General features: G+C 68.6%; 17 protein-coding genes. 2 read left to right on the top strand and 15 right to left on the bottom strand.

Annotated features, from left to right (window positions below; all coding sequences use genetic code 11):
- The 5 genes from VB734_RS04920 to glpX all read right to left on the bottom strand — a co-directional run.
- A partial coding sequence (locus VB734_RS04920) for a 6-phosphogluconolactonase (protein WP_323242998.1) occupies positions 1–329 on the bottom strand: 329 nt, incomplete at its 3' end.
- Positions 326–1,744 carry an NADP-dependent phosphogluconate dehydrogenase gene (gene gndA, locus VB734_RS04915; RefSeq protein ID WP_323242997.1) on the bottom strand — a complete coding sequence of 473 codons (1,419 nt, stop codon included), beginning with the start codon at positions 1,742–1,744 and terminating at the stop codon, positions 326–328. The genes VB734_RS04920 and gndA, both read right to left, overlap by 4 nt.
- A 112-nt stretch (positions 1,745–1,856) precedes the next feature.
- Positions 1,857–3,152: a glucose-1-phosphate adenylyltransferase gene (locus VB734_RS04910; protein WP_323242996.1), complete on the bottom strand. Its 1,296-nt coding sequence runs from the start codon at positions 3,150–3,152 to the stop codon at positions 1,857–1,859.
- A gap of 146 nt (positions 3,153–3,298) precedes the next feature.
- Positions 3,299–4,609, bottom strand: a complete 1,311-nt coding sequence (locus tag VB734_RS04905) for a glutamyl-tRNA reductase (RefSeq protein WP_323242995.1) — start codon at positions 4,607–4,609, stop codon at positions 3,299–3,301.
- A gap of 34 nt (positions 4,610–4,643) precedes the next feature.
- Positions 4,644–5,648, bottom strand: coding sequence for a class II fructose-bisphosphatase (glpX, locus tag VB734_RS04900; protein ID WP_323242994.1), 1,005 nt, complete (start codon positions 5,646–5,648; stop codon positions 4,644–4,646).
- Positions 5,649–5,852: 204 nt separating this feature from the next.
- Here glpX and rpe point away from each other — a divergent pair, with 204 nt between their 5' ends.
- Complete coding sequence (gene rpe / locus VB734_RS04895) at positions 5,853–6,536, top strand: ribulose-phosphate 3-epimerase (RefSeq protein WP_323242993.1); 684 nt, start codon at positions 5,853–5,855, stop codon at positions 6,534–6,536.
- A gap of 51 nt (positions 6,537–6,587) precedes the next feature.
- On the opposite strand, the gene ccsB is transcribed toward rpe, so the two are convergent.
- The 7 genes from ccsB to VB734_RS04860 form a co-directional block, all read right to left on the bottom strand.
- Positions 6,588–7,499 (bottom strand): c-type cytochrome biogenesis protein CcsB, encoded by a 912-nt coding sequence (gene ccsB / locus VB734_RS04890; protein WP_323242992.1) that lies wholly within the window; start codon positions 7,497–7,499, stop codon positions 6,588–6,590.
- A gap of 55 nt (positions 7,500–7,554) precedes the next feature.
- Positions 7,555–8,715 carry an LptF/LptG family permease gene (locus tag VB734_RS04885; RefSeq protein ID WP_323242999.1) on the bottom strand — a complete coding sequence of 387 codons (1,161 nt, stop codon included), beginning with the start codon at positions 8,713–8,715 and terminating at the stop codon, positions 7,555–7,557.
- Between the two features lie 56 nt (positions 8,716–8,771).
- Complete coding sequence (lptB, locus tag VB734_RS04880) at positions 8,772–9,500, bottom strand: LPS export ABC transporter ATP-binding protein (protein WP_323242991.1); 729 nt, start codon at positions 9,498–9,500, stop codon at positions 8,772–8,774.
- Complete coding sequence (locus VB734_RS04875; RefSeq protein ID WP_323242990.1) at positions 9,497–9,985, bottom strand: LPS-assembly protein LptD; 489 nt, start codon at positions 9,983–9,985, stop codon at positions 9,497–9,499. Before VB734_RS04875 ends, lptB begins: the two co-directional genes overlap by 4 nt.
- Before the next feature lie 29 nt (positions 9,986–10,014).
- Positions 10,015–10,431, bottom strand: a complete 417-nt coding sequence (locus VB734_RS04870; RefSeq protein ID WP_323242989.1) for a DUF309 domain-containing protein — start codon at positions 10,429–10,431, stop codon at positions 10,015–10,017.
- Positions 10,428–12,236, bottom strand: a complete 1,809-nt coding sequence (gene typA / locus VB734_RS04865) for a translational GTPase TypA (protein ID WP_015108155.1) — start codon at positions 12,234–12,236, stop codon at positions 10,428–10,430. The genes VB734_RS04870 and typA overlap by 4 nt, the downstream gene beginning before the upstream one ends.
- Positions 12,237–12,560: 324 nt before the next feature.
- Positions 12,561–13,274: a M15 family metallopeptidase gene (locus VB734_RS04860; protein WP_323242988.1), complete on the bottom strand. Its 714-nt coding sequence runs from the start codon at positions 13,272–13,274 to the stop codon at positions 12,561–12,563.
- Between the two features lie 160 nt (positions 13,275–13,434).
- Here VB734_RS04860 and chlP point away from each other — a divergent pair, with 160 nt between their 5' ends.
- Positions 13,435–14,823 carry a geranylgeranyl reductase gene (chlP, locus tag VB734_RS04855; RefSeq protein WP_323242987.1) on the top strand — a complete coding sequence of 463 codons (1,389 nt, stop codon included), beginning with the start codon at positions 13,435–13,437 and terminating at the stop codon, positions 14,821–14,823.
- 25 nt (positions 14,824–14,848) lie between these two features.
- On the opposite strand, the gene VB734_RS04850 is transcribed toward chlP, so the two are convergent.
- The 3 genes from VB734_RS04850 to VB734_RS04840 form a co-directional block, all read right to left on the bottom strand.
- Complete coding sequence (locus tag VB734_RS04850; protein WP_323242986.1) at positions 14,849–15,328, bottom strand: transporter associated domain-containing protein; 480 nt, start codon at positions 15,326–15,328, stop codon at positions 14,849–14,851.
- Between the two features lie 24 nt (positions 15,329–15,352).
- Positions 15,353–16,240, bottom strand: a complete 888-nt coding sequence (locus VB734_RS04845) for a hemolysin family protein (RefSeq protein ID WP_323242985.1) — start codon at positions 16,238–16,240, stop codon at positions 15,353–15,355.
- Positions 16,241–16,291: 51 nt separating this feature from the next.
- A partial coding sequence (locus VB734_RS04840) for a glycine--tRNA ligase subunit beta (RefSeq protein ID WP_323242984.1) occupies positions 16,292–17,291 on the bottom strand: 1,000 nt, incomplete at its 5' end.

Genomic DNA, 17,291 nt, shown 5'->3' with positions numbered 1-17,291 from the left:
GTGGGCACCGGGTGGAAGCGGGCGTGGCTGGCCGGCGGGTGGGCCAGCAGGGTTTCCCGCAGCATGCGGGCATTGCTGGAGGGGTCGTCGGCCGGCACCCAGCGTTCGTCCCCCAGCAGCACATCGACCCGCTCCCAGGGCAGGTGTTCCTCGGCCAGTCGGGCGTAGGCCGCCCGGGGCGTTTCACCGCCCGCCAGGGCGATCTGGGCCCGGTCCCGCTCGGCCAGGGCCAGATCGATGCCGGAGGCGATCTGCTCGGCCGCCTGGCGCGCCAGGTGTTCGGGGCTGGCGGCGACGATCAGCTGGTAGCGGGTGCTCGGTTCGGTCAAACGAGCCACTCGGTGTGGAACGCGCCGAGGCGGTCCGTGCGCTCATAAGTATGGGAGCCGAAGCAGTCGCGCATGGCCTGCACCAGGTTCTGGGGCAGGCGGCCGGTGCGGTAGCTGTCGATGTAGTCGAGGGTGCTGCTGAGGCAGGGCACGGGGATGCCCGCCAGGGCCGCTCCGGCCACCACCTGGCGCAGCCCCGCCAGCCTCTGGTTGACCTGGGCGGCGAACCAGGGATCCAGCATCAGGTTGGGCAGGGACGGATCGGCGCCGTAGGCGTCCTGGATGCGCTGCAGCAGCCGGGCCCGGATGATGCAGCCCCCCTTCCAGATCTGGCCGATGGCCGAGAAATCGAGGTTGTAGTCGTGCAGCTTGGAGGCCTCCTGCAGCAGGGCCATGCCCTGGCCGTAGCTGGCGATGCAGGCCAGGATGCAGGCATCCCGCAGCGGCGCCATGCCGGTGGCCGGCTCCCCGAGCGGGAAGCTGTGGGGGGCGGGGGCGTGCAGCACCGCTTCGGCCGCCATCCGCTCGCTGCGCAGGGAGCTCAGCACCCGGGCATTGAGGGCGGCGTAGATGGTGGGCACGGGCACGCCCATCTCGAGGGCGCTGACCACGGTCCACAGGCCGGTGCCCTTCTGGCCGGCGGCATCGACGATCAGCTCCACCAGATCACCGCCGCTCTCGGGATCCTTGGTGCGCAGGCACACCTCGGTGATCTCCACCAGGAAGGAGGCCAGCTCCTCGGTCTGGTTCCAGCCGCCCAGCACATCGGCCATGGCGTCGCCGTCCATGCCGCCGATGCGTTTCATCAGGTCGTAGGCCTCGGCCAGGATCTGTTCGATGCCGTACTCGATGCCGTTGTGGACGGTCTTGACGAAATGGCCGGCGCCGCCGGGGCCGATGTAGGTGACGCAGGGGCCGTCCTCCACCTGGGCGGCCATCTTGGTGACCAGGCTCTCGATGGCGTCGTAGGCCGCCTTGGTGCCGCCGGGCATCATGCTCGGCCCCTCCAGGGCCCCCTTGGCGCCGCCGGAGACGCCCATGCCGATGTAGCCGAAGCTCTTGCTCTCCAGCTCCTTGACCCGCCGTTCGGTGTCGGTGTACAGGGAGTTGCCGCCGTCGATCAGCAGATCCCCTTCCTCCAGCAGCGGCGAGATGCTGGCGATGGTGGCATCCACCGGATCGCCCGCCTTCACCATCATCAGGATGCGGCGGGGTCGCTCCAGCGCCGCCACGAACTCCTCGAGGCTGGCCGCCCCCACGATGTCCTTGCCGGCGCCACGTCCGGCCAGGAATTCCTCGGTCTTGGCGTAGGTCCGGTTGTAGACGACGCTCGAGAAACCGTTTCTCTCGGCGTTGAGGACCAGATTCTCACCCATCACGCCGAGGCCGATGAGTCCGAAATGCGCCTTGCCCATAGGAGCGTGACTGTCTTGCTTCCCCGCCACTGTGGCCAGCGGTCGGCGGAGCGTCGGTGTCCCGGGGAGGGATGTCAGCAACTGCTGGCCCAGCCCTCCCCCGGCGTGGAGCTCAGATCACCGTGCCGTCGGCGATCGTGCCGTTCTTCACCACCACGACGATGCCGTTGCGGATGTAGAAGTTGAGCTCCGGCCGGTCGGCCTCCTCGACCCGGTCCTTGTTGACGATGGTGACGTCGCGGCCGATGCGCACGTTCTTGTCGAGGATCGCCCCCTTCACCGTGGTGCCCCGGCCGACGCCGATGGGGGTGCCGCCCCGTTCCCGCAGCACCAGCCGTTCCTCGGAGGACTCGAAGAAGTCGGCCCCCATCACCAGGGTGTCCTGGAGCACCACCTCGTCCTCGACCCGGGAGCGCACCCCGAGCACGCAGTGGTGGATGCTGCAGGCCTTGAGCAGGGATCCCTCGCCGATGATCGACTGGGTCACCTGGGCGTCCTGCAGCTTGCTGGGGGGCAGGTAGCGGGGCCGGGTGTAGATGGGGAACTTCTCGTCGTAGAAGGAGAAGGCCGGGTTGGGCTGGTCGGTGAGGGCCAGGTTGGCCTCATAGAACGCCCCGATCGTGCCGATGTCCTCCCAGTAGTCGTCGAAGAGGAAGGTCTGCAGGTGATCCCCCTGGGTGAGGGAGGTGGGGATGATCTCCTTGCCGAAGTCGGTGGCCTCCGGATGGCTGGCCAGCAGGTCGAACAGGGTGTTGCGGTTGAAGACGTAGATCCCCATTGAGGCCAGGTAGGGCCGCTTGGCGGCCTCCTCGGCCGACAGGCCCAGGCTCTCGGTGTTCACCCGCATGGCCTCGAGGGCATCGCCCTTGGGCTTCTCGCTGAACTCCAGGATCCGGCCGTCGGAGGAGGTGCGCATCAGGCCGAAGCCCTCCGCCTGGGCCGCATCCACCGGCAGGGCCCCCACCGTCAGGTCGGCGCCGCAGTCGATGTGGTGCTGTACGAACTTGCTGTAGTCCATCCGGTAGAGCTGGTCACCGGAGAGGATCAGGACGTGGTCCACGTCCCACTCCTGGAACAGCCACTGGTACTTGCGCACCGCATCGGCCGTGCCTTCGAACCAGCTGGGGCTGTCGGGGGTCTGCTGGGCGGCGAGCACCTCGACGAAGCCCTGGCCGAAACCGGAGGAGAGGTTGTAGCTCATCGTCAGGTGACGGTTGAGCGAAGCGCTGTTGAACTGCGTCAGCACGTAGATCTTGTTGATCTCGGAGTTGATGCAGTTGCTGATGGGAATATCGATCAGTCGGTATTTCCCGGCGAGGGGAACGGCGGGCTTCGCCCGCATCTTGGTGAGGGGGTAGAGACGGGTCCCCGCACCGCCTCCCAGGATGATGGCCAGAACGCGTTTCATGAGCCCAGTCCTCGGTTCATGGCTGGCCAGACCGTACTGGAGCGTGGTGACGCGGAGCGTGGCGCTGCGGCTTCTCGGTTCATGTTCCGTTGCAGTGAATGGTGGGGCTGGAGCCGGTGAAGCGGGGACCCTCCCGGAGGCGGGGCTCAGGCCTCCGGTGGGTCGTCGTGAAGCTCGAAGAGGTCCTGCAGCACCCCCATGGCCGCCCGCCGCTGCTGGCGGGGCTGGGGGGCCCGCAGCCGGGTGACCGGCGTGTGCAGGATCTTGTTGATGATGCCCTTGCTGAGGGCCTCGACCACCTTCCGCTCCCGGGCGGAGAGGTCCGGACCCATGCGGCTGAGGGCCTTCTGCAGCTCCTGCTCCCGGATGTCCTCCAGCTGGAGCCGCAGCCGGTTGACCAGGGGCACCGCCTCGAGGCCGTCCCACCATTCCAGGAACAGGCGTGATTCCTCGGCCAGCAGCCCTTCGGCCTCGGCGGCCATCTCCCGCCGGGCCTCCTGGTTGCGGGCGACCACCTCCTGGAGATCGTCGACGTCGAAACTGTCGACACCCTGCAGGTCGGCCGCATCGGCGCTGATGTTGCGGGGCACGCCGATGTCGATGAGCATCAGGCTGGAACGGCGGTTCAGCCCCTCCAGCCGCCGGGCCGTGATGATCGGCTCCTCGGCGCCGGTGCTGGTGAACACCAGCGAGCAGGTGCTCAGGCAGTGATCCAGGTCGTCCAGGGGACGGCACTGCACGGGCAGGGTGGGGAAATCGGCCGCCAGGGCCTCGGCCCGGGCGACGGTGCGGTTGAGCACCACCACCCCGCGGCAGCCCTTGGCCTGCAGGTGCTGCAGCAGCAGCCGGGCCATGCGGCCGGCGCCCACCACCGCCACCTGCTCCTGGTCGAGCGGCACCAGCTCATCGGTACCCCGGGCCTGGCCCACCTTCAGCTGGGCCAGCTCGACGGCCGCCGAGCTGATCGAGACCGCCCCGGTGCCCAGGTTGGTCTCGGTGCGGACCCGCTTGCCGGTGCTGACCGCCTGGTTGAGCAGGCGGTTGAGGATCGGGCCCACGGAGCGGTGCTCCTGGCCCAGCCGCACCATCTTCTTCACCTGGGAGAGGATCTGACCCTCCCCGAGCACCAGGCTGTCGAGCCCGGCGGCCACCCGCAGCAGGTGGCCCACGGCCTCCTCGTGGTGGTAGGTGAACAGGTGGGGGCGCAGCTCCTCCACCGCCAGACCGGACTGGCGGCTGAGGAAGTCGCCGACGGCGGTGATGCCCTGTTCGGGGTGGCGCAGGAGCGTGTAGATCTCCAGCCGGTTGCAGGTGCTCAGGATCGAGGCCTCGATCACCTGCTCATCCGCCCGCAGACGCTGGAGGGAGTCCTCCATGGTCTGCTCGGGGATGCTCAGGCGCTCGCGGATTTCCACCGGAGCCGTGCGATGGCTCAGACCGACGACGGCGATGTGCATGGAGGCGGGCTCCGAGGTCCGGACTCTGGTGGGATCAGCGCAGGGCGATGCTCTTGGCGCCCTCCTTGATGTGCACCGTATCGGTGAAGCGGGCGCTGCGGTCGAGGGTGCTGATGATCAGGCTGCTGGTGCGGGTGCAGTCGGCCTCAAAGACGACGCCCTTGAACAGCAGGCCGGGGGTGATGCCGCTGCCGGCGAAGACCACGTTCTCGCCGGAGGCCAGTTCCTCGGCCTCATAGACCTTGTCGACGTCGGTGATGCCCATCTCGTTGAGCCGGGCGATGTTGCCCTCCTTGGTGTAGTCGGCCCACTCGCTGGTCTGGGCGACGGCGGGGTCGTACACGAGCTGGCCCTGGAAATGGCCGCCGAGGGCCCGCAGGGCGGCGGCGGAGATCACACCTTCGGGGGCGGCGCCGATGCCCATCAGGCAGTGGGTGCCGGTGCCGGCGAAGCCGCAGGCGATGGCGGCCTGCACGTCACCGTCGCTGATCGGCTTGACGCGGGCGCCGGTGGCGCGGATCTCGGCGATCAGGTCCTTGTGGCGGGCGCGGTCCATCACCACAATGGTGAGTTCGCTGGGGGCCAGGCCCAGGACCTCGCTGAGGATGGCGATGTTCTCGGTGGCGCTCTTGCGGATGTCCACCTTGCCCTTGGCGGCCGGGGGCGCCGCCAGCTTCTTCATGTAGAAGTCCGGGGCATAGAACAGGCCGCCACGGTCGCTGGCTGCCAGCACGGCCATCGAGCCGTCCTGGGCATTGGCGCAGAGGTTGGTGCCCTCGCAGGGATCGACGGCGAAGTCGACGCCGGGGCCGGTGCCGCTGCCCACCTCCTCACCGATGTACAGCATCGGAGCTTCATCCCGCTCACCCTCGCCGATGACGATGCGGCCCTGCATGGCGATGCTGCCCATGCGGGTGCGCATCGCCTCGACGGCGGCCGCATCGGCTTCGTCCTTCTTGCCGAGCCCAGTCAGGTGGGCGGAGGCGATGGCGGCCTGCTCGACGACTTCGAGCAGTTCCTGGATAAGAGTGCGATCCACAACGGTCCGGCAGGGGGAGGGGCCTCAACGAGGGGCCGGCACGCCGGAGGCGGACCGCAGGCAAAGCGGGGAAAGATCCAGCCGCTGCAAGGCCTCTCGGAGTCGAAGCGGGGCCATCGTATCAGCGCGCCCGGGAGCACCCCGGGAGACCCATGGTGGGCCGCTCCTTACAATCCCTTCATTCTTCCGCTGCGGTGGCCGTCCATGAGCACCAAGCCCCTGGTGATCTCCCCGTCGATCCTTTCGGCCGACTTCTCCCGCCTCGGCGACGACGTGCGGGCCGTCGACGCCGCCGGTGCCGACTGGATCCACGTGGACGTGATGGACGGCCGCTTCGTGCCCAACATCACCATCGGCCCGCTGATCGTCGAGGCCCTGCGCCCGGTGACCACCAAGCCCCTGGACGTTCACCTGATGATCGTCGAGCCCGAGAAGTACGTGGCCGATTTCGCCAAGGCCGGCGCCGACATCATCAGCGTCCAGGTGGAGGCCTGCCCCCACCTGCACCGCAACCTCAGCCAGATCAAGGACCTGGGCAAGATGGCCGGTGCCGTGCTCAACCCCAGCACCCCCCTCGACACCCTCGAGTACTGCCTGGAGCTCTGTGATCTGGTGCTGATCATGAGCGTCAACCCCGGCTTCGGCGGCCAGAGCTTCATCCCCTCCCAGGTGGAGAAGATCCGCCAGCTGCGTCGCCTCTGTGATGAGCGGGGTCTGGATCCCTGGATCGAGGTCGACGGCGGCATCAAGGCCGGCAACGCCTGGCAGGTGATCGAGGCCGGTGCCAACGCGATCGTCAGCGGTTCGGGGGTCTTCGGCCACGCCGACTACGCCGAGGCCATCACCGGCATCCGCAACAGCCGCTGCCCCGAACCGGCGCTGGTCTGAGGGTGACGTGGCCGCCCCCAACGGGCGGCCTTTTTGTTGGATCCCTACGGCTCAGCTGCCCAGGAACCAGCCGTAGCTGTGCAGGCCGATGCCCAGCAGGTTGACGCCGATGTAGCAGACGGCGATCACCACCAGGCCCGCCGAGGCCACCAGCGCCGGCCGGCGCCCCTGCCAGCCGCGGATCAGGCGGGTGTGCAGGTAGGCGGCGTACACCAGCCAGCAGATCAGGGCCCAGGTTTCCTTGGGGTCCCAGCTCCACCAGCTGCCCCAGGCCTCGTTGGCCCAGACCGCCCCGCTCACCAGGCCCACCGAGAGCAGCAGGAAGCCCACCGTGATCGTGCGGTAGCTGAGGCTGTCGAGCTGTTCACTGATGCGGAAGCTGCTGCTGCTGAGCGCCATGGCACCGGGGCCGTCGCTGGCCAGCCGGGCCTGGCGGAAGCCGCCGCTGCCGATCGAGCTGCTGCGCAGCTCCAGATCCTCGTTGCGGTCGACGAACAGCACCGCCACCGACAGCAGGGAGCCCACCAGCAGGGCGGCGTAGCTGACCATGATCACGCTGACGTGCATGACCAGCCAGCTGGAGCGCAGCGCCGGCACCAGGGGCGAGGCCTCCTGGAGGCGATCCGGCAGGGCGAAGCTGGCGAAGGCCACGCAGCCCAGGCCCATGGGCGTGGCCGCCGCCGCCACCAGCGGGTTGGGCCAGCTGCGCTCCACCAGCAGCTGGGTGAGGGTGCAGGCCCAGGCCAGGAAGCAGAGCGACTCGTAGAGGTTGCTGATCGGGAAGTGGCCCGATTCCCACCAGCGCAGCACCAGCTGGGCCGTCAGACAGAGATTGGCCGAGGCCACCAGGACCCTGACCACCGGGTTGCTGTGACCGCCGCTGACGGACCAGAAGGCGATGGGCAGCACCAGCAGGAGCAGGGCGAAGGCCGCGAGGCCGAGGCCGATGACCGGATCGTTCACCAAAGGAGCGGATCGAAACCGATCCACTTTGCCGTGCCGTCCCCCCGGTGGGGCCTCAGCGGCTCGCCTGGCGCAGCAGCCAGAGCCCTCCGGCCAGGCCGATGACCACCGGCAGCCAGGCCGCCATGAAGGGCATCAGGGTGCCCGTGATCCCCAGGGAGCTGAAAATGAAGGACATCAGGTAGTAGCCGAAGATCAGCAGCACGCTGATGCCGAAGCCCTGGCTGCGGCTGGTGCGCGAATTGGGGCGCACCCCCAGGCTGCTGCCGATCAGGCCGAACACCAGGCAGATGGCCGGGAAGGCGAACTTCTCCTGGATGCGCACCCGCAGCCGCCGTGCCTCCTTGGTGTTGTTGGCCTCCAGCAGCAGCCGCTCCGCCGTCAGGGCCTGGCCGACGGTCATGGTGCTGGCGTCGGTGGGCAGCTGGGCCACCTCGATCGGGTCCCGGGAGAAGGGGTAGAGGTACCGGTCGAAGCTGGCGGACGTGGTGGTGCCGGTGGCGATGTCGATGTTGGTGATGCGGCCCTTTTTGAACTCCCACATGCCCTGCTGCTCGTTCCACTTGCCGGTGAGGGCCGTGAGCATCTGCCGGTAGCCGTGGCGGGAGAAGTCGAGCAGGGTGACATCAAGCATGACCCCCTTGCGGAACTGGCGGGCATGGAAGATGTGGGTCAGCCACTTCACCGATTCGCCGTTGGGGAGCTTGACGTCGGTGAAGCGGGAGTAGAGGGCGTTGTCGCTCTGCTCGGTGGCAATCGCCTTGCCCAGGGCCCGTTCGAGGCTGTTGGTGGCCGCCAGATTCGCCCGCGGCACGATCGCGTCGTTGAACACGAAGGTGAGCAGGCTCATCACCAGGGCCAGGGCCAGGGCCGGCAGCACCATGCGACGGGTGCTCACCCCGACGCTGCGCAGGGCGGTCAGTTCGCTGCTCCCCGACAGCCGGCTGTAGGCCAGCAGGGTGGCCATCAGGGTGGCCATCGGGAAGGACAGCACCAGGAAGGAGGGCAGGCGCAGCAGCAGCACCCTGACGGCCGCCAGCACCGGCAGGCCGGACTCGGCCACCCGCCGCACCAGCTCGAACACCGCCCCCACCGAGAGGGAGACGGCCGTGAAGGCGGCGATGCCGAACAGCAGCGGGCCCAGCAGTTCCTGCAGGAGCCAGCGGTCAAGCAGGGGCAGATCCCGCCAGCGCGGCACCCGTTTCCAGTCGCGCAGCCGTTCGCCACCCGGCAGCTGCAGCCAGGTGGGGCGCTTCTCCAGCAGGGCCCCCTTCAAAGCTGGAAGCCCTCGCCGAGGTAATGGCGCCGCACCAGGGGATCGTTGGCCACGGAATGGGAGGCACCGGAGGCAAGGATCCTGCCATCGGCCAGGATGTAGGCCCGGTCGGTGATCGCCAGGGTCTCGCGGACATTGTGATCGGTGATCAGCACGCCCATGCCCCGGCCGCGCAGGCTGTCGATCAGGGCCTGGAGATCGGCGACCGCCATGGGATCCACCCCCGCGAAGGGTTCGTCGAGCAGCAGGTAACGGGGGCCCTGGTCGCCCACCGCCAGCGCCCGGGCCACCTCACAGCGGCGCCGCTCGCCGCCGGAGAGCTGGTAGCCGCGGCGGTGCTGGAAGCCGCTGAGATGGAAGTCCTCGATCAGCACCTCCAGGCGCCTGCGGCGGCCGGCCGGATCCGAACCGCTCTCCTGCAGGGCGAGCATCAGGTTGTCGCGGACGCTGAGCTGGCGGAACACACTTGCCTCCTGGGGGAGGTAGCCGATGCCCAGGCGGGCGCGCCGGGGCATGGGCAGGTGGGCCACCGACTCCCCGTCCAGCAGCACCGCACCGCAGTCGGGGCGCAGCAGGCCGGTGACCAGGTTGAAGGTGGTGGTCTTGCCGGCCCCGTTGGGTCCCAGCAGCCCCACCACCTCCCCGGGGTGGAGATCCAGGCTCACGTCGGACACCAGGCGGCGGCCGGCGAGGGTGATCGCCACCCTCTCCAGAACCAGGCTCACGGCTTGGGGGGGGCAGGCTTGGCTGCGTCAGGCTTGGAGGTGCCCTGCTGCTGCAGGCGGAACTTGCTGAAGACCTGCTTGCCGGCCGGCGGCTCCGCCAGCATGCGTTCGCTGTCGAGTTGATACACCAGACGCTCCGCCCGCAGCCGCTGGCCATCGGTGTCGATCACATCGACATCCCCGGTGAGCACCAGACGCCCCTCGTTGCTGAAGTACTGGGCCTGGCGCGAGGTGGCCGTCATGCCGCGGTCGGCATAGACGATGCGCACGTTGCCCGTGGCGGTGACAATGCCGTTCTGGTTGTCGGCCTGCTGCACGTCGGACTCGATCGTGACCATGCCGGTGGCGGGTGCCTTCGGCTTCGGCGCCTGGACCGTGGCGGCCGGGGCCTGGGCCGCGACGGGACTTGAGGGGAGCACCAGCAGGGCGGCGCCCACGAATCCCGCGGCGAGCACGAACAGCAATGGTCGGGGGGGCAGGGTCAAGGTGGAAATCGTGGAGGCCTTGAGTGTGCTCAATGTACCGGCGCCGTGCCCGTTCCCCGCGCCAGTTCCAGGCGCGGCAGGGGCAGGCCGGAGAGATCGGCCTGCCCCTGCAGAGCCTCCAGCCGCTGGGCGGCCAGGAGCCGGACGGGCCCCAGGGCCAGCCCCAGGGCCTCATCGCCGCAACCCCGCAGCCGGCCCAGCCCCTCGCCCATCAGCACCGTGGCGCCACGGCGGTTGTCACGTTCGAGGTGCAGTTCGGCCACGGCGATCTGCAGCAGCCCCTGGAGCACGGGCCGCATCGGGCCCTGGGTCTCGTGCCAGAGCTCCTCGAAACCGTCGTGGCAGGCATACCATTCGGCCGCATTGAAGTGGTCGACGGCCTGCCGCAGGCGAGGGTCGGCCTGCAGCAGGGTTTCCTCATCGGCGGATGGGGCGCCGGGATTCAACGCTTGGCGGGCTTCTTCACCGGCATCTTGCGCAGCCGGATCGACTCGGGGGTGACCTCCAGCATCTCGTCGGGGCCGATGTACTCCAGGGCCCGCTCCAGGGTCATCTGGATGGGGGACTGGAGGGTGTCGAGCACCTCGGCACCGGCCGAGCGGATGTTGGTGACCTGCTTGGCCTTGCAGACGTTGAGTTCGAGGTCGGGCGGACGGTTGTGCTCGCCGACGATCATCCCCTTGTAGACCTTGGTGCCGGGGGTGATGAAGAACTGGCCCCGATCCTCGGCGCCCTTGAGGGCATAGAAGGTGGCAGTGCCTTCCTCGAAGGCGATCAGCACGCCGTTGCGACGGGCGTCGAAGTCGCCCTGCATGGGGCGGTAGTCGAGGAAGGAGTGGCTCATGATCCCTTCACCGCGGCTGGCGCGGATGAATTCACCCCGGAAGCCGATCAGGCCCCGCGAGGGCACCACGAACTCCAGCTGGGTGCGGCCGTCGCTGGTGGCCTCCATGTTCTGCATCTCGCCCTTGCGGATGCCCAGCTTCTCGATGCAGCTGCCCACCGCCTCCTCGGGCACGTCCATCACCAGGGTCTCGAACGGCTCGTGGGGGGTGCCGTCGATGGTGCGGAAGATCACCTGGGGCTGGGACACCTGGAACTCGAAGCCCTCGCGGCGCATCGTCTCGATCAGGATGCCGAGGTGCAGCTCACCGCGGCCGCAGACGGAGAAACGGTCGGGGGAGTCGGTGTCCTCGACCCGCAGGGCCACGTTGGTGAGCAGCTCCCGCTGCAGGCGGTCGCGCAGCTGGCGGCTGGTGACGAACTTGCCTTCCTTGCCAGCGAAGGGGGAGTCGTTGACGACGAAGGTCATCTGCAGGGTGGGTTCGTCCACCTTGATCAGCGGCAGGGCCTCGGGGTGGTCGGGGCAGGCGATCGTCTCGCCGATGTTGACCTCATCGAAACCGGCGACAGCCACCAGATCGCCAGCCCGGGCTTCGGGGATCTCCACCCGCTGCAGCCCCTGGAAGCCGAGCAGCTTGCTGATCCGGCCGCGCTTGATGCTGCCGTCGTCGCGGATCAGGGCGACGTTCTGTCCGCCGGCGATCGTGCCGTTGTGGACCCGGCCGATCATGATCCGGCCGAGGAAATCGGAGTAGTCGAGGGTGGTGACCTGCATCTGCAGGGGCTTGGTGGGGTCACCCACCGGCGGCGGCACATGCCGCAGGATGGCGTCGAACAGCGGCTTCATGTTGTCGCTCTCGGTGGCCATGTCGGGCTTGGCGTACCCGCCCATGCCGCTGCCGAAGAGATAGGTGAAATCGCACTGGTCGTCGTCGGCGCCGAGCTCGATGAACAGATCGAGCACCTTGTCGACCGCCTGCTCGGGATCGACCCGGGCCCGGTCGATCTTGTTGACGAAGACGATGGGCCGCAGACCCTTTTCGAGGGCCTTCTTGAGCACGAAGCGGGTCTGGGGCATGGGGCCTTCGTTGGCGTCCACGATCAGCAGACAGCCATCCACCATGCCCAGCACCCGCTCCACCTCACCGCCGAAGTCGGAGTGACCGGGGGTGTCGACGATGTTGATGCGGATGCCGTTGTAATCCACGGCGGTGTTCTTGGAGAGGATCGTGATTCCCCTCTCCCGCTCCAGATCGTTGGAATCGAGCACACAGGTGGGCACCGCTTCACCTTCGCGGAAGATGCCGGACTGCTCGAGCAGGGCGTCCACCAGGGTGGTCTTGCCGTGGTCGACGTGGGCAATGATCGCGATATTGCGTATCGGGGCGCCTTTGATGTCGCCGCTCATGGGAATGTCGTCCTGCGAAGGTGTGGGAAGGGGTTCGACGGAATCGAATCGACGGTGGTCGTCTCCAGGGAAACGGGGCGTTGATGGCGAGACGAAGAAGACATGTCGCTGCCAACGTTGCGTTCAGCTGGGCGTTTGAGGTGGGCGGGACAGAATGTCCAGGGCCCTGAACAGGGACCAACCAGCGCTCTGACGCTTCGTCATGGTTTTTGGGAAACCCTGCCGCGCCGGCCCGGTGGGACCTATGGCGAACGTTGAAGCGAATCTTGATCCTACTCCCACCCCCTCCTTCAAGCCCGGCGGCGGGTCCCCGAACCCGCCGGCTCAGCGGGCCAGCCGCTGAGCCGGCTCGAACATCTCCAGGGCTTCGCTGGAACCTTCGAAGCGCCAGTGCCAGGGTTCGTAGCTCACGCCCTGCGGGTTGCCCCTGGGGAAGGAACGGACGAAATGGAAGCGGGCCGCGTGGCGATCGAGCCAGCGGTAGGCCTCGGTGGCCTCGAAGCTCTCCATGAGGTTGGTGGCCGGCAGGCGACCGTCCCCCAGATCCACGGCGAAGCCGGTGCTGTGTTCGGAGAAACCCGGCGGCGCACTTACCCGGGCCCGGTCGATGGACGTCTGGTTGCGCTCGGCCTTGACATCGAAGAACAGCTGCTTCTGCAGATCGACACTGCGCCAGGCACTGAGCACGGTGAGGACGACGCCGTCGGCATCGGCGGCGGCCCGCATGGCCTCCAGGGCCCGGGCCGCATCCGGCTTCAGGCTCAGGCCCGGAGCGATGGCCACCAGGTCGGCGGGATCGGCCTCGGGATAGGGGAAGTGGCCGAGGAGCCGGCCGTCCGGCCCGAGACGGGCGGACAGACCCGGCACCGGTGTGGGCGTGATCCAGGTGCGCAGCGGGCCGATCAACAGCAGAACGGTGCCACCGGCCAGCAGGGCGCCGGTGAACACGACCTGGGCGATCCGCCTGGGGAGGGAGGCCGGCCGGCGCGGGCGGGGCGTGGTGCGCCGGGCCAGCGGGATGTCGTCACCGAGGGGCATCACCGGGGGGGAATCACCGAGGCGGAGGCCGACACGGCCCCAACTTCGAGCGTCACCCATCCTAGGTGGGGGGTCATTTCAGAGGTTTCTCTACCGGGCGCTCACCCGTCCGGCGGTGTTAGCTTCCGTCCCACATCCCAATGGCGGAGCAGGTTTCAAGATGTTGCGAGTGGCAGTCGTGGGCGGCGGCCCCAGCGGTTCCTGTGCTGCGGAAGTTCTCGCCAAGGCCGGCATCGAGACCTGGCTGTTCGAGCGCAAGCTCGACAACGCCAAACCCTGCGGTGGCGCGATCCCCCTGTGCATGGTCGAGGAATTCGACCTGCCGGAATCGATCATCGACCGCAAAGTGCGGAACATGCGGATGATCTCTCCCTCCAACAGGGAGGTGGACATCCACCTGGAGAACAGCAACGAATACATCGGCATGTGCCGCCGCGAGGTTCTCGACGGTTTCCTGCGCAACCGGGCCGCCGAACTCGGTGCCCATCTGGTCAACGGGCTGGTGCAGAGCATCGACACCGGCAGCCAGCGCCAGGGTCCCTACACCCTCCACTACGCCGACTACTCCTCCGGCGGCCCCACCGGTGAACTCAAGACCCTCGAGGTGGATCTGATCGTCGGCGCCGACGGGGCCAACAGCCGGGTGGCCAAGGCCATGGACGCCGGTGACTACAACGTGGCGATCGCCTTCCAGGAGCGGATCCGTCTCCCTGCCGAGGAGATGGCCTACTACGAGGATCTGGCCGAGATGTACGTCGGCACCGACGTCTCGCCGGACTTCTACGCCTGGGTGTTCCCCAAGTACGACCACGTGGCGGTGGGCACCGGCACCATGCAGGCCAACCAGTCCCTGATCAAGGGGCTCCAGAAGGGCATCCGCGAGCGGGCCAGCCGCCGGCTGCTGCGCGGCGAGGTGATCAAGGTGGAAGCGCACCCGATCCCCGAGCATCCCCGCCCCCGGCGGGTGGTGGGCCGTATGGCCCTGGTGGGCGACGCGGCCGGTTACGTCACCAAGAGCTCCGGCGAAGGCATCTACTTCGCCGCCAAGAGCGGCCGGATGTGTGCCGAGGAGATCGTCGCCGCCAGCGCCTCCGGCAGCCGCATCCCCACCGAGAAGGATCTCAAGGTCTACATCCGCAAGTGGGACCGCAAGTACGGCGCCACCTACAAGGTGCTGGAACTGCTTCAGAACATCTTCTACAGCAACGATGCCGCCCGCGAGGCGTTCGTGGAGATGTGCGATGACAAGGACGTGCAGCGCCTCACCTTCGACAGCTACCTCTACAAGCGGGTGGTGGCGATGAACCCCTGGCAGCAGATCAAGCTCACCGTGCTCACCCTGGGCGCGGTGCTGCGGGGACAGGCCCTGGCTCCCGCCGGTTACAAGCCGGTCCCCAGTGCCGTGCGTTCGGTCGAGGAGGCCGAAGCGATTCTGGCGGGTGCCGAGCCGCGTTCGGCGATGAAGCCGGCGGGCGTCCACGCCGTCACGCCGCCGCCCGTGGATCCCGATTCCGACGCCGTCAAGGAGCCCGTCCTGGTCGCCAAGTGAGAGCCAGGCCGGCCTGAGGACATCCTCAGGCCGGAGGACCTTTCGTCGGGGTGGGCCTTTGCGGCTGATCGGAGTCGCGGTCGAAGCGGCTGACCATCAGCTTGTCGACCCGGTTGCCGTCCATGTCGACAACTTCGATGCGCAGGTCGTCCCACTCGAATCCGTCACCGGCCCGGGGGATGTGCTCGAGGTAGTGCATCACGAACCCCCCAAGCGTCTGGTAGCCGCCCCGGACCTCGTCCGGCAGCCGGCCCTTCCCCACCAGGTCCTTGAAGTCGGCGATGTCCAGGGCGCCATCGAGGAGCCAGGAGCCGTCCTGGCGAACGATGATCATCGGGTCCTCCCGGTCCTGGCCGGTGGAGAGATCACCGACGATCGCCTCCATCATGTCGTTGAGGGTCACCAGCCCTTCGATGCCGCCGAATTCGTCAGTGACCAGGGCGATGTGGATGCCCGTGCTCTTGAACTGCTCAATCAGCTTCAGGGCCCGGGTGCTTTCGCCCACGAACAGGGGCGGCTGCAGCAGGGCTTAGATGTCACGGGGTCCGTCGCCGAGCTGGGCCGCCAGCAGGGTGCGGCCCCGGACCACCCCCAGGCAGTCGTCGAGGCTGCCGCGGGCCACTGGAAACAGGGAGTGATTCACTTCCATCACCCGCTGGAGATGGGCCTGGGGAGACTCGGCGAGATCCAGCCAGCAGATGTCGGTGCGGGGCGTCATGATCGCCTTGACGGGTCGATCGGCCAGGCGGAACACCCGCTCCACCATGGCGTGCTCCGCCACCTCGAACAGGCCGGATTCCGTTCCGCGGCGCAGCAGGGTCCTGATCTCCTCCTCGGTGATCTCCGGCTCACCGGTCTCGCCGATGCCCATCAGTCCGAGAAGGCGATCGGTGGAGGCCCCCAGCAGGTGGGCCAGGGGGGCCAGCCAGCGGGACAGGGTCCGCATCAGGGGCGCCACAGCGCAGGCGATGCGCTCCGGGTCGCTGAGGGCGATGCGCTTCGGCACCAGCTCCCCCAGCACCAGGGAGAGAAAGGTGATCAGGGTGACCACGATCCCCAGGGCGAGAGGTTCGGACCAGGGGCGCAGCGCCGGCACAGCCTCGAGCAGCGGCTGCAGCGACCGGGCCACCCGGGAGCCACCGAGGGCGCCGCTGAGGATGCCGATCAGCGTGATGCCGATCTGCACGGTCGAGAGGAAGTCGTTGGGGGAGCGGATCAGCTGCAGGGCCATGGCCGCGGGCCGGTGACCGCGCTCCGCCTGCTGCTCCAGCCGCAGGCGCCGGGCCGACATCATGGCCAGCTCAGATCCCGACAGGACGCCGTTGAGCAGGATCAGCACGCCGATCACCAGACACTCCAGCAGCAGCGACGACAGGGGCGACGACGGCGAAGGTGACGGCAATGGGGGTGACGGCACGGATGACGACAGTACGGAGGACGGCGGCAGGGAAACCGGAGAGCCCCCCTCTCAGCCACCCAGACGGCTGAAGTCGGCGAGCACCGAGGCCTGGTTCCGCAGCACGGCCAGCAGTCGCAGGCGGTTGCGGCGCACCTCGGGCTCGTCGCAGAGCACCATGACGCTGTCGGCGCCGTCGAAGAAGGCGGCCAGGGTGGCGCCGCTCTCCCCCAGCCTCCGGGCCAGGGGCTCGTAGCGGGCGGTGCCGCTGGCGGCGGCATGGACCGCCAGGCCCTCCAGCACCGCCAGCACGGCGGCCTCGCTGGGGGAACCGAAGAGATCCGGATCCACCACCCCGTCAGGGCTGACCAGATCCGCCGCCAGATCGGCCTGCTCGGCGAGCCGGGAGGCCCGCTGCACCACCGCCTGCACCAGGGGCAGGCTGCCTTCGCTGCGCAGGCGCCGCAGCAGCTCCACCCGGGCCCGGGCATCGGCCGGATCCCGCAGCAGCCGCTCCAGGGAGACCCCATCGCCCGCCACCGCCTGGACCAGATCGGCGCTGAAGCCCTCCTCCTCCAGCAGGCTGGCCAGCCGCTGGCGCAGGAAGTCGAGCAGGTCGGCGGCCAGGGTCAGGGGCTGCACCTCCAGCGAAGGCAGCAGCCGCTGCCAGTGGGCGGTGGCCTCGGCCGTCAGGGCCACCAGGTCGAGCGACCAGTCCCGATCCCAGAGGATCTGCAGCAGGCCGTTGCCAGCCCGGCGCAGGGCATAGGGATCGGAGGATCCGCTGGGCCGCTCCCCCCTGGCGAAGATGCTGAGCAGCAGCTCCAGCCGTTCGGCCAGGGCCAGCACCGCCCCCGCCACCGAGCCCGGCAGGGCGTCGCCGGCGCCGCGGGGCAGGTAGTGCTCCAGCACCGCCAGGGCCACGGCACGGGATTCGCCCTCCGCCAGCAGGTACTTGGCTCCCATCACCCCCTGCAGCTCCGGGAATTCCCCCACCATCTGGCTCACCAGGTCGTGCTTGCACAGGGGAGCGGCCCGGCGGGCGGCGACGGCGGCGGCCTCGCCCACCGGC

Source organism: Synechococcus sp. BA-124 BA4 (genome assembly GCF_034931165.1).
The sequence above is the reverse complement of the archived record's forward strand: the minus strand, read 5'-3'. Positions and strand labels throughout refer to the sequence as shown.

Coding starts and splice junctions, on each gene's coding strand:
- VB734_RS04910 (WP_323242996.1), bottom strand. CDS start 3,152: ATGAAACGCGTTCTGGCCATCATCCTGGGAGGCGGTGCGGGGACCCGT.
- rpe (WP_323242993.1), top strand. CDS start 5,853: ATGAGCACCAAGCCCCTGGTGATCTCCCCGTCGATCCTTTCGGCCGAC.
- VB734_RS04860 (WP_323242988.1), bottom strand. CDS start 13,274: ATGCCCCTCGGTGACGACATCCCGCTGGCCCGGCGCACCACGCCCCGC.
- typA (WP_015108155.1), bottom strand. CDS start 12,236: ATGAGCGGCGACATCAAAGGCGCCCCGATACGCAATATCGCGATCATT.
- gndA (WP_323242997.1), bottom strand. CDS start 1,744: ATGGGCAAGGCGCATTTCGGACTCATCGGCCTCGGCGTGATGGGTGAG.
- chlP (WP_323242987.1), top strand. CDS start 13,435: ATGTTGCGAGTGGCAGTCGTGGGCGGCGGCCCCAGCGGTTCCTGTGCT.
- VB734_RS04905 (WP_323242995.1), bottom strand. CDS start 4,609: ATGCACATCGCCGTCGTCGGTCTGAGCCATCGCACGGCTCCGGTGGAA.